Below are 15,167 nucleotides of genomic sequence, written 5' to 3'. Positions count from 1 at the left end.
CTTGACCCCGCCGCAACAGGCCCCACTTCTCCCGCCATGAACCGCCGCAAACTCCTCTCGCTTCTCGGCGTCTCCGCCTTGCTCAGCTCGACTGGCATGGCCTGGGCCGCATTCTCACGCTCGCGCAACCCCTATTACCAAGGGCCGGTCAGCGAGAATTTCGACGGACTGCGCTTCACCGACGGCCGGCCGGTTAACAAGGGCCTGCTCGACGTCCTGAGATGGCAGACCTCGAAGCGCGAGCGCGAGGCCTTTCCGGCGCATTACCCGGCCCCGACGCAGGACAAGCCACCTGCGCGCGTCGAGGGCCTGCGCATCGTCCATCTCGGCCACGCCTCGTTCCTCTACCAGGTCGCCGGGCTCAATGTGCTGGTCGACCCGGTCTATTCCGAGCGCGCCAGCCCCTTCTCCTTCGCTGGCCCACGACGCGTGAACGCTCCGGGCGTCGCCTTCGACGACCTGCCGAAGATCGATGTCGTGCTGATCACGCATAATCATTACGACCATCTCGACCTCGCGGCACTCGATGCGCTCCACCGGCGCGACAAGCCGCGCATGATCATGCCGCTCGGCAACGACACGATCATCCGCGCCCGCAATCCCGCCATCCACGCCGAGGCCTATGACTGGACAGCGAAGGTCGCCCTGTCCGACGCCGTCTCCGCGACATTGGTTCCGACCTATCACTGGTCCGCGCGCGGCGCGCTCGACCGCCGCATGGCGCTCTGGTGCTCCTTCGTCATCGAAACCCCAGCGGGCAAGGTCTTCCATATCGGCGACACCGGCTATCACGACGGCTCGCTCTACGAGCGGCTCGGTGCCGAGCATGGCCCCTTCCGCCTGGCCGTGCTGCCGATCGGCGCTTATGAACCGCGCTGGTTCATGGGCGAGAACCACATGAATCCGGAAGAAGCCGTCAGGGTCATGCTCTCGCTACGCGCCGAGCAGGCGCTCGGCCACCACTGGGGCACATTCCAACTGACCGACGAAGGCATCGAGCGCCCACCCGAGGCCCTGAAACTCGCCCTTGTGCAAGCGAACCTGCCCGAGGAGCGCTTTCGGCCGATGCGCCCCGGACTCAGCTGGAACGCCTGAGAACGATCTGCTGGCGGCACACCGCGGCCGGCTGAGAGCTGCCGGCCGAAGCAAGTGCTCGCTAAAGCCAAGGCTTATTGCGGCTGCACGTAGACGTTGATCTCGAGGTTGGGATCGCCCGGGTCCTTGAGATCGGTGACATATTCCTCGAGGAAAGCGTCCTTCACCTTGATGTTCTTGGCCTCGAGATAGGCCGTGATCGTCTCATAGGTGGAATCGATGTCGTCATAGGGCGCCGTATGCACGAAGCGCAGCGAGAGCCCGGCCGGGCTCGTGCTCGACCGCACGCCGTTGGCGAGCGGTACCGCGCCGTCGGGCGCCCGGTCTACAGGCAGCATCGCCTCGAAGCGGAAGCCGTTATCGTCCGTCTCGATGAAGAGCGTCAGCGGCCGGCCCGCGACCGAAAGCGCCGATCGTGAGGCCTGCTCGCGCAGGATACGGAAACTCTCGACCAAACGCTGGAAGCCCTGATCCCAGCTCGACTGGCCGGAGATCGCGAGCACCGGCTTGGGCACCAGTTGCACCTCGTCGACATCGCTCGGATCGCCCGGTTTGCCCGCGAGCGTCGCGTTCGGGTCGGGCACAACGGTCGACTGCCGCTGCTGCGGCGCGACCGGAGGAGCAGGAAGCGGCGGAGCAGGCGGAGCCCCCGGCGTGGCCGGGGCTGGGACCAGAGGCGGAGGCCGCGCGGGGGGTGGCGGCGCAGCGCCCTGCGGTATCGGCCCACTCGGCACCGGCTGGCCCGCCGACGGCGGCGGCGTGACTGGCGGCGCCGGCAGCGGCACGGGCGGGGGTGTCAGACTGTCTGCCGGGGCCTGTGTCGGCGCCTGCACGGGCACGGCCTGGACTGGAGCCGGGCTAGGCGACGCAGCGCCCGGCGGCGGCGCAAGGGGAGCAGCCTCCACCGGCGTGGGCGGAGCCACCCGGGTTTGTGCGATTGCGAAGGAGCCGGCGGCGAACACGCCTGCGACAGCCAGAATTCCAACCCGGAAATGCCGCATCATCTTAGCCCTGACAGAGAGGAGCGATTCGCGCCCTTGCGCCGCAGCATAGAATGTCCATGAGCGCGCAGGAACGGCTGGAAGGGTGGCTTTTTCGCGTCAGCTCCCTCATATAGCCGCTCTTTGTTGGACCTGTGACCAAATGAACGCATTGGCGCATCGCCGGTTCCTGAAAATGAACGGGCTCGGCAACCAGATCACCGTGCTCGACCTGCGCGGCACAAAGCTGAAAGTCAGCGAAGCGGAGGCGCGTGCCATCGCCGCGGAGCCGCGCGCGCACTTCGACCAATTGATGGTGCTGCACGATGCGCGCACGCCCGGCACGGATGCCTTCATCCGTATCTACAACACGGACGGCTCGGAAGCCGGTGCTTGCGGCAATGGCACTCGCTGCGTCGCCTGGGCCATGCTGGCCGATCCCCGGATGAGTGACAGCGACCGGAGCGAGCTGCTGCTGGAAACCAAGTCGGGACTGCTCCCCGCCTCGCGCATCAGCGATCTCGTCTTCACTGTCGACATGGGCCGGCCGAAGCTGGCCTGGGACGAGATCCCGCTGGCGGACCCGTTCCACGATACCAGCCGTTTCGAGCTGCAGATCGGGCCGATCGACGAGCCGATCCTGCACACGCCTTGCGCGGTCAATATGGGCAACCCCCACGCCGTCTTTTTCGTGGACGATCCCTACGCCTTCAACCTGGAGCAGATCGGCCCGCTGCTCGAAAACCACCCGATATTCCCCGATCGGGCCAATATCGAGTTGGCCGCGGTGAAGGCTCCCGACCATATCGTGCTGCGCGTCTGGGAACGCGGGGCCGGCATCACCCAGGCTTGCGGCTCGGGCGCGTGCGCCGCGCTCGTCGCCGCCGTGCGGCGCGAACTGTCGGAGCGCAAGGCGGTGGTCAGCTTGCCGGGCGGCGATCTCATCATCGAATGGCGCGCAAGCGACGACCATGTCCTGATGACCGGCCCGGTCGCATTCGAGTGGGAGGGCGTGCTCGAGCCGGCGCTATTCGAAAGCGCGGCCTGATGGCGCTCGAAGTTGTCACTTTCGGCTGTCGCCTCAATATCGTCGAGAGCGAGGCGATCAGGACGCAAGCGGAAGCTGCGGGCCTTGGCAACGTCGCGATCGTCAACTCCTGTGCCGTGACGACGGAGGCCATGCGGCAAGCACGCCAGGCCATCCGGCGTCTCAAACACGAACAGCCTGACAGGCCCGTCATCGTGACCGGATGTGGCGCGCAGGTCGAGGCCGGCGTCTTCGCGGCGATGCCGGAGACCGCGCGCGTCCTCGGCAACGCCGAAAAGATGCGGGCCGAGACCTGGATATCGCTCGCCCGTTCGAACAGCCTGGTCTCGGACGCCGACGTCAATCCCGAGGACAAGACGACCGTCTCCGACATCATGCGCGAGTCCACGCTGCAAACGCTGTCGCCCAACGCCTTTGCAGCCCATACCCGCGGCTTCGTTCAGGTCCAGAACGGCTGCGACCATCGCTGCACCTTCTGTGTCATTCCCTACGGCCGGGGCAACTCACGCTCGCTCGGCGTCGCGGCGGTCCTCGGCCAGTGCCGCAAGCTGGTTGAGAATGGCGCCCGCGAAATCGTGCTGACCGGCGTCGACCTGACGAGCTATGGCCGGGATCTGCCGGAGCTCCCGACACTCGGCGAACTCGTGCAGACCATCTTGCGCGCCCTGCCCGCCCTGCCGCGCCTGCGTCTCTCCTCGATCGACGCGGTGGAGGTCGATGATGCGTTGCGCCAGGCCATCGCGACCGAACCACGGCTGATGCCGCATCTGCATCTCTCGCTCCAGGCCGGCGACGACCTCATCCTGAAGCGGATGAAGCGGCGCCATTGCCGCGAAGACGCCGTCCGGTTTTGCGCGGAGATGCGGGAGCTGCGCCCCGACATCGTCTTCGGCGCCGATCTCATTGCCGGATTTCCGACCGAGGATGAGGCGATGTTCGCCCGCTCACTCTCGCTGATCGACGAGTGCGGCCTGAGCTATGTTCACGCCTTCCCCTATTCGGCCCGGCCCGGCACCCCGGCCGCCCGAATGCCGCAACTGCCCGGCGAGATCGTCAGCGACCGGGCCGCACGCCTGCGCGCCGCGGCACAGGCCGCCCATACGCGCCATCTGCAGGCCCGCATCGGCCGGCCGCTCAGCGTGCTGACGGAACGCGGCAATACCGGCCGCGCCGAGGATTTCACACTGCTCCGTTTCGCGCGCGATGTGGCGGCTGGGGAGATCGTCGAAGCCCGGGCCACCGGCGCCAATGGCAACGCCCTGCTGGCAGCCTGACGGCGAAGGCGCAAAATGGCGCGATCAGTGCACCATTCCGGCCACGCGGTGGACCTGATTATTGCAGTACCCGCGCGGATTCCAGGGCGCCTCGAGTGGCTGAACCCGGCCTTCGACATCCCGCGCGCGCGCCATGATCGTCACCGGCCCCGCCACCGCAATGGTCAACATCGTCTGGAAACGGCGCCAGGCGAATGCGCCCTCCGCCGGCTCGAGTGCGACGTCGCACCAGGTTTTGCCGCCATCGGACGATAGTTCCATCGCCGCAATCGCGACCGCTCCGCTCCAGGCAAAGCCGCGAACCGCGAATGGCGTTCCCGCTGCAACCGTGAAGCTCTCGAGGGGCGCCGTGACCAGAGACTTCACCGGCATGTCGGTGAGCACGGCGAACAGGCCTTCGTCGATCGCTTCACCCGGGCGCATCGGCACGACCGGCATGCGATAATCGGTGCCCCGCATTTTCTCGCCATCATGCTCGCAAGAGCGGATGGTGATCCGGTCCAGCCATTTCTGCCAGGCAGAGCCCGGAAAGCCGGGCGCGACAATGCGCAGCGGTCCGCCATGCAGACGCGGCAACGGCTCGTCATTCATGGCGAAGGCGACAAGCGTCTCATCGCTCATCGCCTTGGCGATCGGCAGGCCACGCGAGAGCGCATCCTTGGTTTCGTCCTTGATCGACCGGTCGGGACTGTAATGCGCCGTATAGACAGCCCTGGGCAGCAAGCCCGCGTGAGCCAGAAGGTCCTTGAGCCGAACCCCGGTCCAGCGCGCGCAGCCCACCGCGCCGAGCCGCCATTGCAGTCCGTCGGTCACGGGCGAGAACTGCACGCGTCCGTTGCCGGCGCATTCGAGCACGGCGGTGACGGTAACGGTCTCGAACTCCTGCTGAAGCTCCGGAAGCGTCCAGGTCGTCGGCCGCTCGACCTCCCCATTGAGCGTCAGCGTCCATGCTTCAGGGGCCGCAATCTCCGGCAAGGCGCCATTGTTACGAATGAAGAAGGCGTCGACCGGCGTGATCGGAGTATCGAGCAGCCCGATCGCCGGCTCGGCATTCAGCGCCTCCTCGTCATGGACATAGAGCCCGGGCTTGAGGCGGCGCAGCAGCGGCAGTTCGATGAGTCGACGGGGCAAACAGCTACCTTGTTCCGAGCGGCGGGAAGGTCGGCGCTGCACGATCACGGCAACCGGATTCGATGCAAACGCTAGTCAAGCCCGCCGGCTCGATCAAGTCGTGCCGTTCAGACCTTGGCTGTGATCTCCTCGCGCAGGGCGCGGCGCAGCACCTTGCCGACATTGGTCTTCGGCAGGCTGTCACGGAAGATGATCTGCTTCGGCACCTTGTAGCCGGTGAGATTATCCTTGCAGAAGCTGCGCAATTCCTCGGCTGTCAGGCTGGCGTCCCTCTTGACCACGAAAGCCGTCACCGCCTCACCGGAATGCTCGTCGGGAAGTCCGATGACGGCAGATTCGAGCACGCCCGGATGGCCGGCTAGCACGTCCTCGACCTCATTAGGATAGACGTTGAAGCCGGAGACCAGCACCATGTCCTTCATCCGGTCGACGATCTTGATCTGCCCGTCAGGCAGCAGAACACCAATGTCGCCTGAGCGGAAATAGCCGTCCGGGGTCATCACCTTCGCGGTCTCGTCCGGTCGTTGCCAATAGCCGCGCATGACCTGCGGACCGCGGATGCAGACCTCGCCTGGACCGCCCATCGGCACGTCATTGCCGTCGGCATCCCGGATCGCGAAATCGGTCGAGGGCAGCGGATACCCGATCGTGCCGGTGAACTCGGCAATGTCGGGCCGGTTGGCCGAGGCGACTGGCGAGGTCTCGGACAAACCGTAGCCCTCGACGATCGGCCGCCCGGTGACCTCCCGCCAGCGCTTGGCGACCACCGCTTGCGTCGCCATGCCGCCCGCCACCGCAAAACGCAATTCCGAGAAATCGACATTCTCGATCTCTGGATGGTTGGCCAACGCATTGTAGAGTGTGTTGACACCGGAAAAGAGCGTGAAGCGGCTCGTTTTCAGGATCTTGATGAAGCCCGCGATATCGCGTGGATTGGCGATCAGGAGCCCCTTGGCGCCGATCCGCAGCATGAACATGCAGCAGCAGGTCAGCGCGAAGATATGGTAGAGCGGCAGGGCCGTGACCATGACATGCTGGTAGTCGCTGCGGCCGAGCGGCGGCTCGAGTCCCCAGCCCAGCCAGAGCGCGCATTGTTCGACATTGGATGCGACGTTGTGATGGGTCAGGGTCGCGCCCTTGGCGACGCCGGTCGTACCGCCGGTGTACTGCAGGAAGGCAACATCCTCGGGCAGGACGACGACCGGTGCCATCGTCGATGGGCCGGCGAGAATAGTCTTCAGCGGGACCGCGCCCGGCAGGTTGAACGGCTTGACGACCTTCTTGATCCTGCGGGCCACGAAATTGACGATGGCCCCCTTGAAGCCCATCAGGTCGCCGGCCGTCGCCAGGACAATCTGGTCGAGCTTGAGATTCGGTCGGGCCTCCTCGACGACATGGGCAAAATTCTCGATCACCACGAGCACGCGGGCGCCCGAGTCGTTGAGCTGATGGGTCAGTTCGCGGGCCGTATAGAGCGGGTTGACGTTCACCACCGTGTAGCCGCCGAGCAGGGTTCCGAAGATCGCGGCCGGATTGGCCAGGATGTTGGGCATCATCAACGCGATGCGGTCGCCCTTCTTGAAGCCGCGGGCCTGCAGCCAGGCAGTGAAGGCGCGGGCGGCTTTCCCGACCTCGGCGAAACTGATCGCCTTGCCGAAGCTCTCGAAGGCCGGGCGCGCGGCATAGGTCGTGACGGCATGGCTGATCAGATCGGCGAGCGTTCCGACCTTGGCCTGATCGATCACCGGCGGAACCGCCGGCGGATAATGCGCCAGCCAGGGCCGCGGATCCGCTGCTGCCTGTGCGGCGCTCGTCACCTTCATCGTCGCTCCTCCCGTCTCGCAGGCATTTTCCCACTCATGCGAGCGTTTCTGCCTTGTTGTAACCATACAGTGCGGAACGAAAGCGGCGGGCGCAAGCGCCCGCCGCTTTGTCATTACCACAAGGTTTATATATGAACCTTTTAGGTCACACCTGGGTTTCAGCGCCCATGCGCGAGGGCCTGCGCGGCCACGACGGCATCGGCCGATTTGCCGGCGAGTTCTGCAAGATGGTCGAACCTGACGCTGAAGGAACCGACGCCTGAGGTCGCCGAGCGCAGCTCGACGATCAGACCACCCATTTCCGCTTCCGGGATCAGGGCGTTGATCTGATCCCAGCCACGCCATCCCGGCCGGGCGTCATAGCCCAGGATCTGGCCGCGCCTTGCAGAAACGATGGCCGAGGCTCGCGACATCGCGTCCGATGGGATGACGACCTCGACTGCGAGGATCGGCTCGAGCAGCACGGATCTGGCCTGCGGGATTGCGTCCGCCATGGCCAGCCGCGCTGCCTGCCTGAACGCCATGTCGGAGGAATCGACGGTATGGTAGGAGCCGTCGGTCAACGTCACCTCGATATCGACAAGCGGGAAGCCAAGCGGCCCGTTCTGGCAGAAATCCCGCACACCGGCCTCGACGGAAGAGATGTACTGTCTCGGCACGACGCCGCCCGTGATGCGGTCGACGAACCGAATGCCCTCGCCACGCTCGACCGGCGCCACCTCGAGCACCACATCGCCATACTGGCCATGCCCCCCGCTCTGCTTGCGATGCCGCCCACGCGCGCTGGCCTTGCCGCGAATGGTCTCGCGATAACCGATCTCAGGCGGATGATTCTGAGCCGAAACGCCGTAACGCCCTGACAACCGCTCCATCGTCACGCGCAAATGCATCTCGCCCTGCCCCGAGAGCCGCACCTCGCCGAACTCCGGCAGATGCGACACGGTCAGCGCAGGATCCTCCTCTGCGATGCGCCCGAGCGCAGCCGTGAGCCGGACATCATCCTTGCGATCCTTGACGCTGATCCCGAGCGCGTGGACCGGCTCGGGCGGAGCAACCGACGTCACGACGCCTGGACGGACCTTGCCAGCCGCCAGCGCATCCCCTGTGCGCACGCCTTCCAGCCGGGAAAAGGCGGCAACCTGTCCCTCTTCTGCGGCCGGCTTGCGCGTCTGCTCGGCTCCCTTCAGCTCGATGACACCGCCGATGCGCGTCTCGACGCCACTGGACGAGGTCACGACGTCGCCCTCGGCGAGCCGCCCGCGCAACACGCGGGCCAGTGAGATCTTGCCACCCTGGCTCGAATGCCAGGTCTTCATCACCTGCGCCAACGGCGCGCCGTCCTCGACGACGCCGATGCGCCCGCGGGTTTCCGGAAGCGAAGGCGCTTCATGCCGCAGGGCCTTGAGCAGCCGCGTGACGCCGTTGCCCCGCTCGGCCGCGCCAATCAGCACCGGCACGACGTGGCGGTGCTGCAGCTCCCGCGCGAGATCATCGAAGATCCGATCCTGCGGCGGCTCCATATCGCCAAGCAGATCCTCCATCAGCTCATCATCATAGTCTGCAAGCTTCTCCAGCATCGAGAAGCGCGCCTCCTTCTCGCGGCCGACCTCCTCCGACCCGAGGGGCACGATCTCGCTCGGCGCATGCTCGCGGTAGATGAAGGCCCGCTCGAGGGCGAGGTCGATGAAACCAACGGCGATGCCCTTCTGCCAGATCGGGATCTGACGCAGCAGCAGCGGCGTACGCGAGGCGCGCTGCAGGATGCCAAGTGTCTCGCGCACCCGGCGCGTCGCCGTGTCGATCTTATTGAGGAACAGGAAACGCGGAATATCCGCCTCCTCGAGCTCGCGCAGGACGAGTTCGAGCGCCGGCGCCTTGCGGTCGTCAGCCTCACACACCACCACCGCGGCATCGACCACAGGCAGGACGTGACGCATTTCGTGCAGGAACTCGACCGAGCCGGGACAATCGATGAAGCTGTAGCTCTCCCCGAGGAAATCGACGGTCGCGACATTCGGCTCCGTGCTCATCTGGTGAGCCCGTGCCTCCGCGGACGCATCGCCGGCACTGTTCTTCGCCTTGACGGAGCCGGCCCGTGAAACCGCGCCGCAGCGCTCCAGAATGCTCTCGAGCAAGGTCGTCTTGCCGCTTTGAAAGGGACCAACGATGGCGATGCATCGCGGCCCCGAAGCTCTCTTGCCGGCGGCCGAACCTCCATTGCCTGATGTCGCAGCCATAGCGTCCTCCTTCGGGTTGTGGCCGCGCACCAGCGCCAGAGCTGACGCCCGGCGCAACGCGGCGAAGAACCGACGAGAACGATGTCACAGCGCCCACGCCGGAAAGGCGGCGGTCGCTCAGGCCCCGACTGGGTCGGGCGGCCGTCGAAGAGGGATGTCGAGGCAAAGGTTCGCGCCGTTGGCCGCGCAGCGCAAGCAGAATGTTCCAGGCACGATCTCTCTGCTGGCCCGGAGGCCAGCGCTGCCGGACAGTCTTGAATGGTGTCGGAGGCCGCTCGATATCCCTCCGGCATCCTGCGAATGGCCCACCTTTCAGACAGGCGGCCGGTGCAGGATAGGACGCCCGCCGGTGATGGTTGCAAACTGCTGCCGATCGGCGGCGCTCATGACGGAAGAGGAATGCTCGTGCTGAAGGTGATCGCCCAGGATTTCATCAAGACCGAGGCCATCGGGCTTGTCATGCCTCTCTATGCAGAGCTCGTCGAAAAGACCCGGCTTGAAGAGCGTTGCATTTCCTATGATCTCTTCATCGACCAGAAGCACCCTGGGCACTTCATCTTCATCGAGGAGTGGCCGGATCGCGCTGCCCTCGATGCGCATTGCCGCGCCGAGCATTTCGTGCGGCTCGTCCCCCTGATCGACAAGCATCAACGGGCGGACGGCACCTACATCCTGATGGAGCCATTTGCAGCGCGAGGTTAGGGCTGAGGAGCGAACCGACGGATCGAGCCCGGAGCGCTGAGGCTCCGTTCATTGAAAGCGCGGGAACCCCTCTCCCTCCGAGGGGGTACTTCCCCGCCCCCTCAGCCGCTTGCCCGTGTTCCTGAGCTTCCCCAAGCGTGCCCTCGGCGCAGCCCGTCACGACATCAGCGATTGCGCCTTTCGCCACGCAAGGTCGTCAGACCGATCCCGACCGCATCAAAGCCGCCATCCACCGCAAGAATCTGTCCGGTGATGTAACTGGCCTTCTCGCAGCACAGGAAGAAGATCGCCTCGGCGAGTTCGTCCTCCCGCCCGTAGCGGTTGAGCGGGATGACGTCATGGTAGTCGGCCCGGATTTCCGGGCTATGCACCGCCTTGGCCATTGCGGTGTCGACCGGGCCCGGCGCCACCGCGTTGACCCTGATTCCGAGGCTGGCGAGTTCGGCGGCCTGCTGCTTGGTGAGATGGGCGAGAGCCGCCTTGCTGGTGCCGTAGGCGACACGCAAGGTCGAGGCGCGCAGCCCGGAGATCGAGGTGATGTTGACGATCGCGCCGCCGCCCGTATCCGCCATCAGCGGAGCCGCAACCTGCGTACAGAGAAAGGGTCCGGTGAGGTTGACCGCAAGCACACGCTGCCATTCCGCAAGCGTTGTCTCCAGGATCGGCTTGAACACGGCGGTGCCCGCATTATTCACCAGGGCATCGAGCCGGCCAAAGCGCTGCATCAACGCCTTGAAGGCGGCTTCGACCGCGGCGGCCTCGGCAACGTCGCAGGTCAGCGCCAAGGTCGTGTCCGGTGCATCGAGTTCCGCCATCGCCAATGCCAGCGTCGCCCCGTCGATATCCAGCAAGGCGACCTGCCAGCCCTCGGCCAGGAAGCGTTTCGTGGTCGCCAACCCGATGCCGCGCGCGGCGCCGGTGACGAGAGCGACTTTGGCGATGTCCTGAGGCATTGAAGCGATCCGAAACAGAGACGAACAGGGTCCGTCTACGCTATGCGCCCTGGGAGCGCCCCAGCAAAGCGCGTGAATGCGGGCACGGTATTCCGAATGCGATTGGAAATCGCGAACGGAGTGACCTGCGATCAGGCGCTGCGCCCCTCGCGCACCCATGGAGCCGTGCTCGCCCTCGCAAACAGCCCACATGTCTGCGCTCCCCCTGAGATCTTCGGTTTTCCCCCTGAGATCTGTCGCATAGAACCGGCTTTCGTCAGACGTCACAATACGAAGTAAGCAGACCTTGTGTTGTTGCCTCGATCGGGACATCCTCACTCTAGGCTGCTCGCTATTTCATTGAGTTTGCATTGAATTGGCGCGACCCACCTGCCCGCTTTCTATCCTGACCAGAAAACCCTTGCCCCAATAGACCGAAGACGGCCCGGCCGACTGCATTCTGATCCCTGACCTCCGAGGGAGATTGCCTTGAAAGCATCGACTCTGAGCTTCCGCGCCGCCGTCCTCATCGCCCTCGCTGGCATGATATGGGGCATCGTCATGGCAATCTCGCGCGATCATTCGGCGTTGCCGGCGCATGCCCATCTCAATCTCTTGGGATGGGTCTCCTTGTTTCTGTTCGGCATCTTCTATCGGCTGCATCCATCCCTGGACCTCGCCAGTAGCGCGCGGATCCAGGTCTGGATCTGGATCGTCGGAACGCTCGTCCTGACTGTTGGCGTGGCGCTGGTTCATTCCGGAAACGCGATCGGCGATCCGATTGCCGGCGTGGGCGCCTTGACGGTGCTGGTCGACATGGCTTTGTTCGGCTGGCTGGTCTTTAGGCAGGGGCAAGCTGGCATGGCAGCGAAATAGCGCGCTACACCAGCGCCTCATTCCGCTCGACAAGGCCCTACCTCTCCTGTATGGCCAGCCACTCAACTGAAAACAGCGAGCCGTAACGCCCGCGTGAACACACGCGACAACGGCCATGGAGAGACCCATGAACATCATCGAGCAGATCGACCAGGAACAGATCGCCAAGCTGAGCGCAGGCAAGGAAATCCCGCATTTCCAGCCCGGCGACACCGTGCAGGTCAACGTCAAGGTCAAGGAAGGCGAGCGCAGCCGCGTTCAGGCCTATGAAGGCGTCGTGATCGCCCGCAACGGCGGCGGCCTGAACGAAGCCTTCACCGTCCGCAAGATTTCCTATGGCGAAGGTGTCGAGCGCGTTTTCCCGCTCTATTCGCCGAACATCGATTCCATCAAGGTTGTGCGCAAGGGCAAGGTCCGTCGCGCCAAGCTGTATTACCTGCGTGATCGTCGCGGCAAGTCGGCCCGTATCGCCGAGCGCGTCGAAGCCCGGCCTGCCAAGGGCGACAAGTCGGCTGCCAAGTAAGCGCCACTGCGCTGTTGTGAATACCGGAACGCGGTCTCTCGGGGCCGCGTTTTGCGTTGGGCGGCCCGGCGTCGGCTTCGTTGCCGGCACAGTTTGGAACTGCTAGAACATCGTCATGAACACTGTCCTGCCCAGTGAGGATGACTGCTGCCGCATCGTGCGCCGCGAGGCGAACCTGCGCCGCATCCCGACGACGCAGGATTTTGCGGCGCTGCATGACCATGCGCGCCTGCCCTGGCGCTTCTTTGGTCGTTTCACGACCTCGGCGGCAGCGGGCCTTAGGCGCGCCTGAGACCGGCCCCCTGGCCGGCGACAGGCTGTTTGCGTTGCGCCAGCCGGCCTTGAGCGCCGGCATCACAGATTTCCACGACCGAGGCTTATCGACATGACGTCGTCCACCGCCCCCCGCACGCTTTATGACAAGATTTTCGACGACCACATCGTCGACCGCCAGGAAGACGGCACCTGCCTGCTCTATATCGACCGGCATCTGGTGCATGAGGTCACGAGCCCGCAGGCCTTTGAGGGCTTGCGCATGACCGGCCGCAAGGTGCGCGCGCCTGAAAAGACGCTGGCCGTCGTCGACCACAATATCCCGACGACCGACCGCAAGGCCGGCATCGCCGAGGAGGAGAGCCGCATCCAGGTCGAGGCTCTGGCCAGAAACGCCAAGGACTTTGGCGTCGAGTATTTCAACGAACTCGATATCCGCCAGGGCATCGTCCACATCGTCGGCCCCGAACAGGGCTTCACCTTGCCCGGCACCACGATCGTCTGTGGCGACAGCCACACCTCGACCCATGGCGCCTTCGGCGCGCTGGCGCATGGCATCGGCACCTCGGAGGTCGAGCATGTGCTCGCGACCCAGACGCTGATCCAGAAGAAGGCCAAGAACATGCTCGTCCAGGTGGACGGCACTCTGGCCAAAGGCGTCACCGCCAAGGACGTCACCCTCGCCATCATCGGCGAGATCGGGACGGCGGGCGGCACCGGCTCGGTCATCGAATATGCCGGCGAGGCGATTCGCTCCCTGTCGATGGAAGGCCGCATGACGGTCTGCAACATGTCGATCGAAGGCGGCGCACGTGCCGGCATGATCGCGCCGGACGAGAAGGCCTTCGCCTATCTCAACGGCCGGCCAAAGGCCCCGAAGGGTGCGGCCTGGGATGCGGCCATGCGCTACTGGGAGACGTTGCGCACCGACGAGGGCGCGCATTTCGACCGTATCGTGAAGCTCGATGCCGCCAACCTGCCGCCGATCGTCTCCTGGGGCACCAGCCCCGAGGACGTGATCTCGGTCGCGGGAAGCGTGCCGAACCCGGATGACATCGCCGATGAGACCAAGCGTTCGTCGAAATGGCGCGCGCTCGACTATATGGGCCTGAAGCCCGGCACCAGGATGACCGATATCCCGCTCGACGTGATCTGGATCGGTTCCTGCACCAATGGCCGCATCGAGGATCTCCGCGCCGTCGCCAAGATCGTCGAAGGCAAGACGATCGCCGGCTCGCTCGACTATGCGATGATCGTCCCCGGCTCCGGCCTGGTGAAGCAGCAAGCAGAGGAGGAAGGTCTCGACAAGATCTTCCTCGCCGCCGGCTTCGAATGGCGCGAGCCCGGCTGCTCGATGTGCCTCGGCATGAACCCCGACCAGCTCAAGCCCGGCCAGCGCGCCGCCTCGACCTCGAACCGCAATTTCGAGGGTCGTCAGGGCTTCAAGGGCCGTACTCATCTGGTCTCGCCGCAAATGGCCGCAGCCGCTGCGCTCGTCGGTCATTTCGTCGATGTGAGGCAGATGGGCTGATGCGCGAGCGGGGACACAGGTCATGACCGGCGATCCCCGCGAAGCCGCCCGGGCTGCCGAAGCCAAGGCAGTGCTGGAGCGCGTCAAGCGCGACGAGGAGGGGCTGCTGAGCTCCTCCATGGGCCGCGCCGCCGATCACTTCTCCGGCCGGGACGCACCTGAGGGCGACGCTGTCGAACTCTGGGGCAGACGCATCGGTCGCGCGCTGTCGCTCGTCGGTGTCGTGCTGCTCGCCTGGTGGCTGGGGCATCAGCTCAAGATCTGGTGATGGGAACCGTGCCTTCGATCAAAGCATCCGCCAGCGCCTCGGCATCTGCCGAGGTGTCGTCCACTGTTGCCTGGGACGAGGTCAGGGCGCCCAGCGCCGCTGATTTCGAAAGCCTCGCACAGACCGCCTATGATCGCCTGCCCGACGAGTTCCGCGCGCTCTGCGCGGACCTGATCATCAACGTCACCGAGTTCCCCGAGGATGATGTGCTGAAGGAGCTCGAGATCGAGAGCCCCTTCGACATCCTCGGCCTCTTCACCGGTGTCGGCCTGCCACAGCAGGGCTCGGGCCCGCAAACGGGCCAGATGCCCAACATGATCCATCTCTATCGTCGTCCGATCCTCGACTACTGGTCCGAACATGACGAGAGCCTGGGCGCCATCGTCACCCATGTCCTGGTCCATGAGATCGGCCATCATTTCGGCTTTTCTGACGAAGACATGGAAGCGATCGAGGCCGGGGCGGAGCGATAGA

At 65.1% G+C, this 15,167-nt stretch carries 15 protein-coding genes; 10 read left to right on the top strand and 5 right to left on the bottom strand.

What is annotated here, in order from left to right:
* Positions 1-36 precede the first annotated feature (36 nt).
* Positions 37-1,095 (top strand): MBL fold metallo-hydrolase, encoded by a 1,059-nt coding sequence (locus tag BIWAKO_RS17200; RefSeq protein ID WP_069879684.1) that lies wholly within the window; start codon positions 37-39, stop codon positions 1,093-1,095.
* Between the two features lie 74 nt (positions 1,096-1,169).
* Here the strand turns inward: BIWAKO_RS17200 and BIWAKO_RS35985 are convergent, their stop codons facing one another.
* Complete coding sequence (locus BIWAKO_RS35985) at positions 1,170-1,679, bottom strand: GyrI-like domain-containing protein (protein ID WP_176733344.1); 510 nt, start codon at positions 1,677-1,679, stop codon at positions 1,170-1,172.
* Positions 1,680-2,238: 559 nt separating this feature from the next.
* Here BIWAKO_RS35985 and dapF point away from each other — a divergent pair.
* Positions 2,239-3,123, top strand: coding sequence for a diaminopimelate epimerase (dapF, locus tag BIWAKO_RS17190; RefSeq protein ID WP_069879683.1), 885 nt, complete (start codon positions 2,239-2,241; stop codon positions 3,121-3,123).
* A complete protein-coding gene (gene mtaB / locus BIWAKO_RS17185; RefSeq protein ID WP_069879682.1) occupies positions 3,123-4,397 on the top strand; it encodes a tRNA (N(6)-L-threonylcarbamoyladenosine(37)-C(2))-methylthiotransferase MtaB in 1,275 nt (424 codons plus the stop codon). Before dapF ends, mtaB begins: the two co-directional genes overlap by 1 nt.
* A gap of 24 nt (positions 4,398-4,421) precedes the next feature.
* Here the strand turns inward: mtaB and BIWAKO_RS17180 are convergent, their stop codons facing one another.
* The 3 genes from BIWAKO_RS17180 to BIWAKO_RS17170 all read right to left on the bottom strand — a co-directional run bounded on the left by BIWAKO_RS17180 (position 4,422) and on the right by BIWAKO_RS17170 (position 9,588).
* Complete coding sequence (locus BIWAKO_RS17180) at positions 4,422-5,528, bottom strand: sulfite oxidase (RefSeq protein WP_069879681.1); 1,107 nt, start codon at positions 5,526-5,528, stop codon at positions 4,422-4,424.
* A 107-nt stretch (positions 5,529-5,635) separates the two neighbouring features.
* Positions 5,636-7,351 (bottom strand): AMP-binding protein, encoded by a 1,716-nt coding sequence (locus BIWAKO_RS17175; RefSeq protein WP_069879680.1) that lies wholly within the window; start codon positions 7,349-7,351, stop codon positions 5,636-5,638.
* 158 nt (positions 7,352-7,509) lie between these two features.
* Positions 7,510-9,588, bottom strand: a complete 2,079-nt coding sequence (locus BIWAKO_RS17170) for an elongation factor G (RefSeq protein ID WP_069879679.1) — start codon at positions 9,586-9,588, stop codon at positions 7,510-7,512.
* Between the two features lie 399 nt (positions 9,589-9,987).
* Between BIWAKO_RS17170 and BIWAKO_RS17165 the strand changes: the two genes are divergently transcribed.
* Positions 9,988-10,290 (top strand): putative quinol monooxygenase, encoded by a 303-nt coding sequence (locus tag BIWAKO_RS17165; protein WP_244523470.1) that lies wholly within the window; start codon positions 9,988-9,990, stop codon positions 10,288-10,290.
* A gap of 164 nt (positions 10,291-10,454) precedes the next feature.
* On the opposite strand, the gene BIWAKO_RS17160 is transcribed toward BIWAKO_RS17165, so the two are convergent.
* Positions 10,455-11,243 carry an SDR family NAD(P)-dependent oxidoreductase gene (locus BIWAKO_RS17160; RefSeq protein WP_069879678.1) on the bottom strand — a complete coding sequence of 263 codons (789 nt, stop codon included), beginning with the start codon at positions 11,241-11,243 and terminating at the stop codon, positions 10,455-10,457.
* A gap of 468 nt (positions 11,244-11,711) precedes the next feature.
* On the opposite strand from BIWAKO_RS17160, the gene BIWAKO_RS17155 reads away from it, so the two are divergent.
* The 6 genes from BIWAKO_RS17155 (at position 11,712) to BIWAKO_RS17135 (ending at position 15,166) form a co-directional block, all read left to right on the top strand.
* Positions 11,712-12,098 carry a hypothetical protein gene (locus BIWAKO_RS17155; RefSeq protein ID WP_069879677.1) on the top strand — a complete coding sequence of 129 codons (387 nt, stop codon included), beginning with the start codon at positions 11,712-11,714 and terminating at the stop codon, positions 12,096-12,098.
* 127 nt (positions 12,099-12,225) lie between these two features.
* Positions 12,226-12,621 carry a 50S ribosomal protein L19 gene (rplS, locus tag BIWAKO_RS17150; RefSeq protein ID WP_043233560.1) on the top strand — a complete coding sequence of 132 codons (396 nt, stop codon included), beginning with the start codon at positions 12,226-12,228 and terminating at the stop codon, positions 12,619-12,621.
* Positions 12,622-12,736: 115 nt separating this feature from the next.
* Positions 12,737-12,913 carry a hypothetical protein gene (locus BIWAKO_RS35980; RefSeq protein ID WP_162531536.1) on the top strand — a complete coding sequence of 59 codons (177 nt, stop codon included), beginning with the start codon at positions 12,737-12,739 and terminating at the stop codon, positions 12,911-12,913.
* Between the two features lie 93 nt (positions 12,914-13,006).
* A complete protein-coding gene (gene leuC, locus BIWAKO_RS17145) occupies positions 13,007-14,425 on the top strand; it encodes a 3-isopropylmalate dehydratase large subunit (RefSeq protein WP_069879676.1) in 1,419 nt (472 codons plus the stop codon).
* A 22-nt stretch (positions 14,426-14,447) separates the two neighbouring features.
* A complete protein-coding gene (locus BIWAKO_RS17140) occupies positions 14,448-14,693 on the top strand; it encodes a hypothetical protein (protein ID WP_069879675.1) in 246 nt (81 codons plus the stop codon).
* Between the two features lie 53 nt (positions 14,694-14,746).
* Positions 14,747-15,166: a metallopeptidase family protein gene (locus tag BIWAKO_RS17135; RefSeq protein WP_069882574.1), complete on the top strand. Its 420-nt coding sequence runs from the start codon at positions 14,747-14,749 to the stop codon at positions 15,164-15,166.
* Position 15,167 lies beyond the last annotated feature (1 nt).

It is taken from the genome of Bosea sp. BIWAKO-01 (assembly GCF_001748145.1).
In the GTDB taxonomy this organism is placed as follows: domain Bacteria; phylum Pseudomonadota; class Alphaproteobacteria; order Rhizobiales; family Beijerinckiaceae; genus Allobosea.
This window is presented reverse-complemented; position numbering and strand designations above follow the sequence as displayed.

What these genes read in the sequence shown, in the direction of transcription:
- BIWAKO_RS17200 (WP_069879684.1), top strand. Translation starts at nt 37, where the DNA reads ATGAACCGCCGCAAACTCCTCTCGCTTCTCGGCGTCTCCGCCTTGCTC.
- BIWAKO_RS17160 (WP_069879678.1), bottom strand. Translation starts at nt 11,243, where the DNA reads ATGCCTCAGGACATCGCCAAAGTCGCTCTCGTCACCGGCGCCGCGCGC.
- BIWAKO_RS17140 (WP_069879675.1), top strand. Translation starts at nt 14,448, where the DNA reads ATGACCGGCGATCCCCGCGAAGCCGCCCGGGCTGCCGAAGCCAAGGCA.
- BIWAKO_RS35980 (WP_162531536.1), top strand. Translation starts at nt 12,737, where the DNA reads ATGAACACTGTCCTGCCCAGTGAGGATGACTGCTGCCGCATCGTGCGC.
- mtaB (WP_069879682.1), top strand. Translation starts at nt 3,123, where the DNA reads ATGGCGCTCGAAGTTGTCACTTTCGGCTGTCGCCTCAATATCGTCGAG.
- BIWAKO_RS17165 (WP_244523470.1), top strand. Translation starts at nt 9,988, where the DNA reads ATGCTCGTGCTGAAGGTGATCGCCCAGGATTTCATCAAGACCGAGGCC.
- dapF (WP_069879683.1), top strand. Translation starts at nt 2,239, where the DNA reads ATGAACGCATTGGCGCATCGCCGGTTCCTGAAAATGAACGGGCTCGGC.
- rplS (WP_043233560.1), top strand. Translation starts at nt 12,226, where the DNA reads ATGAACATCATCGAGCAGATCGACCAGGAACAGATCGCCAAGCTGAGC.
- leuC (WP_069879676.1), top strand. Translation starts at nt 13,007, where the DNA reads ATGACGTCGTCCACCGCCCCCCGCACGCTTTATGACAAGATTTTCGAC.
- BIWAKO_RS17170 (WP_069879679.1), bottom strand. Translation starts at nt 9,588, where the DNA reads ATGGCTGCGACATCAGGCAATGGAGGTTCGGCCGCCGGCAAGAGAGCT.
- BIWAKO_RS17175 (WP_069879680.1), bottom strand. Translation starts at nt 7,351, where the DNA reads ATGAAGGTGACGAGCGCCGCACAGGCAGCAGCGGATCCGCGGCCCTGG.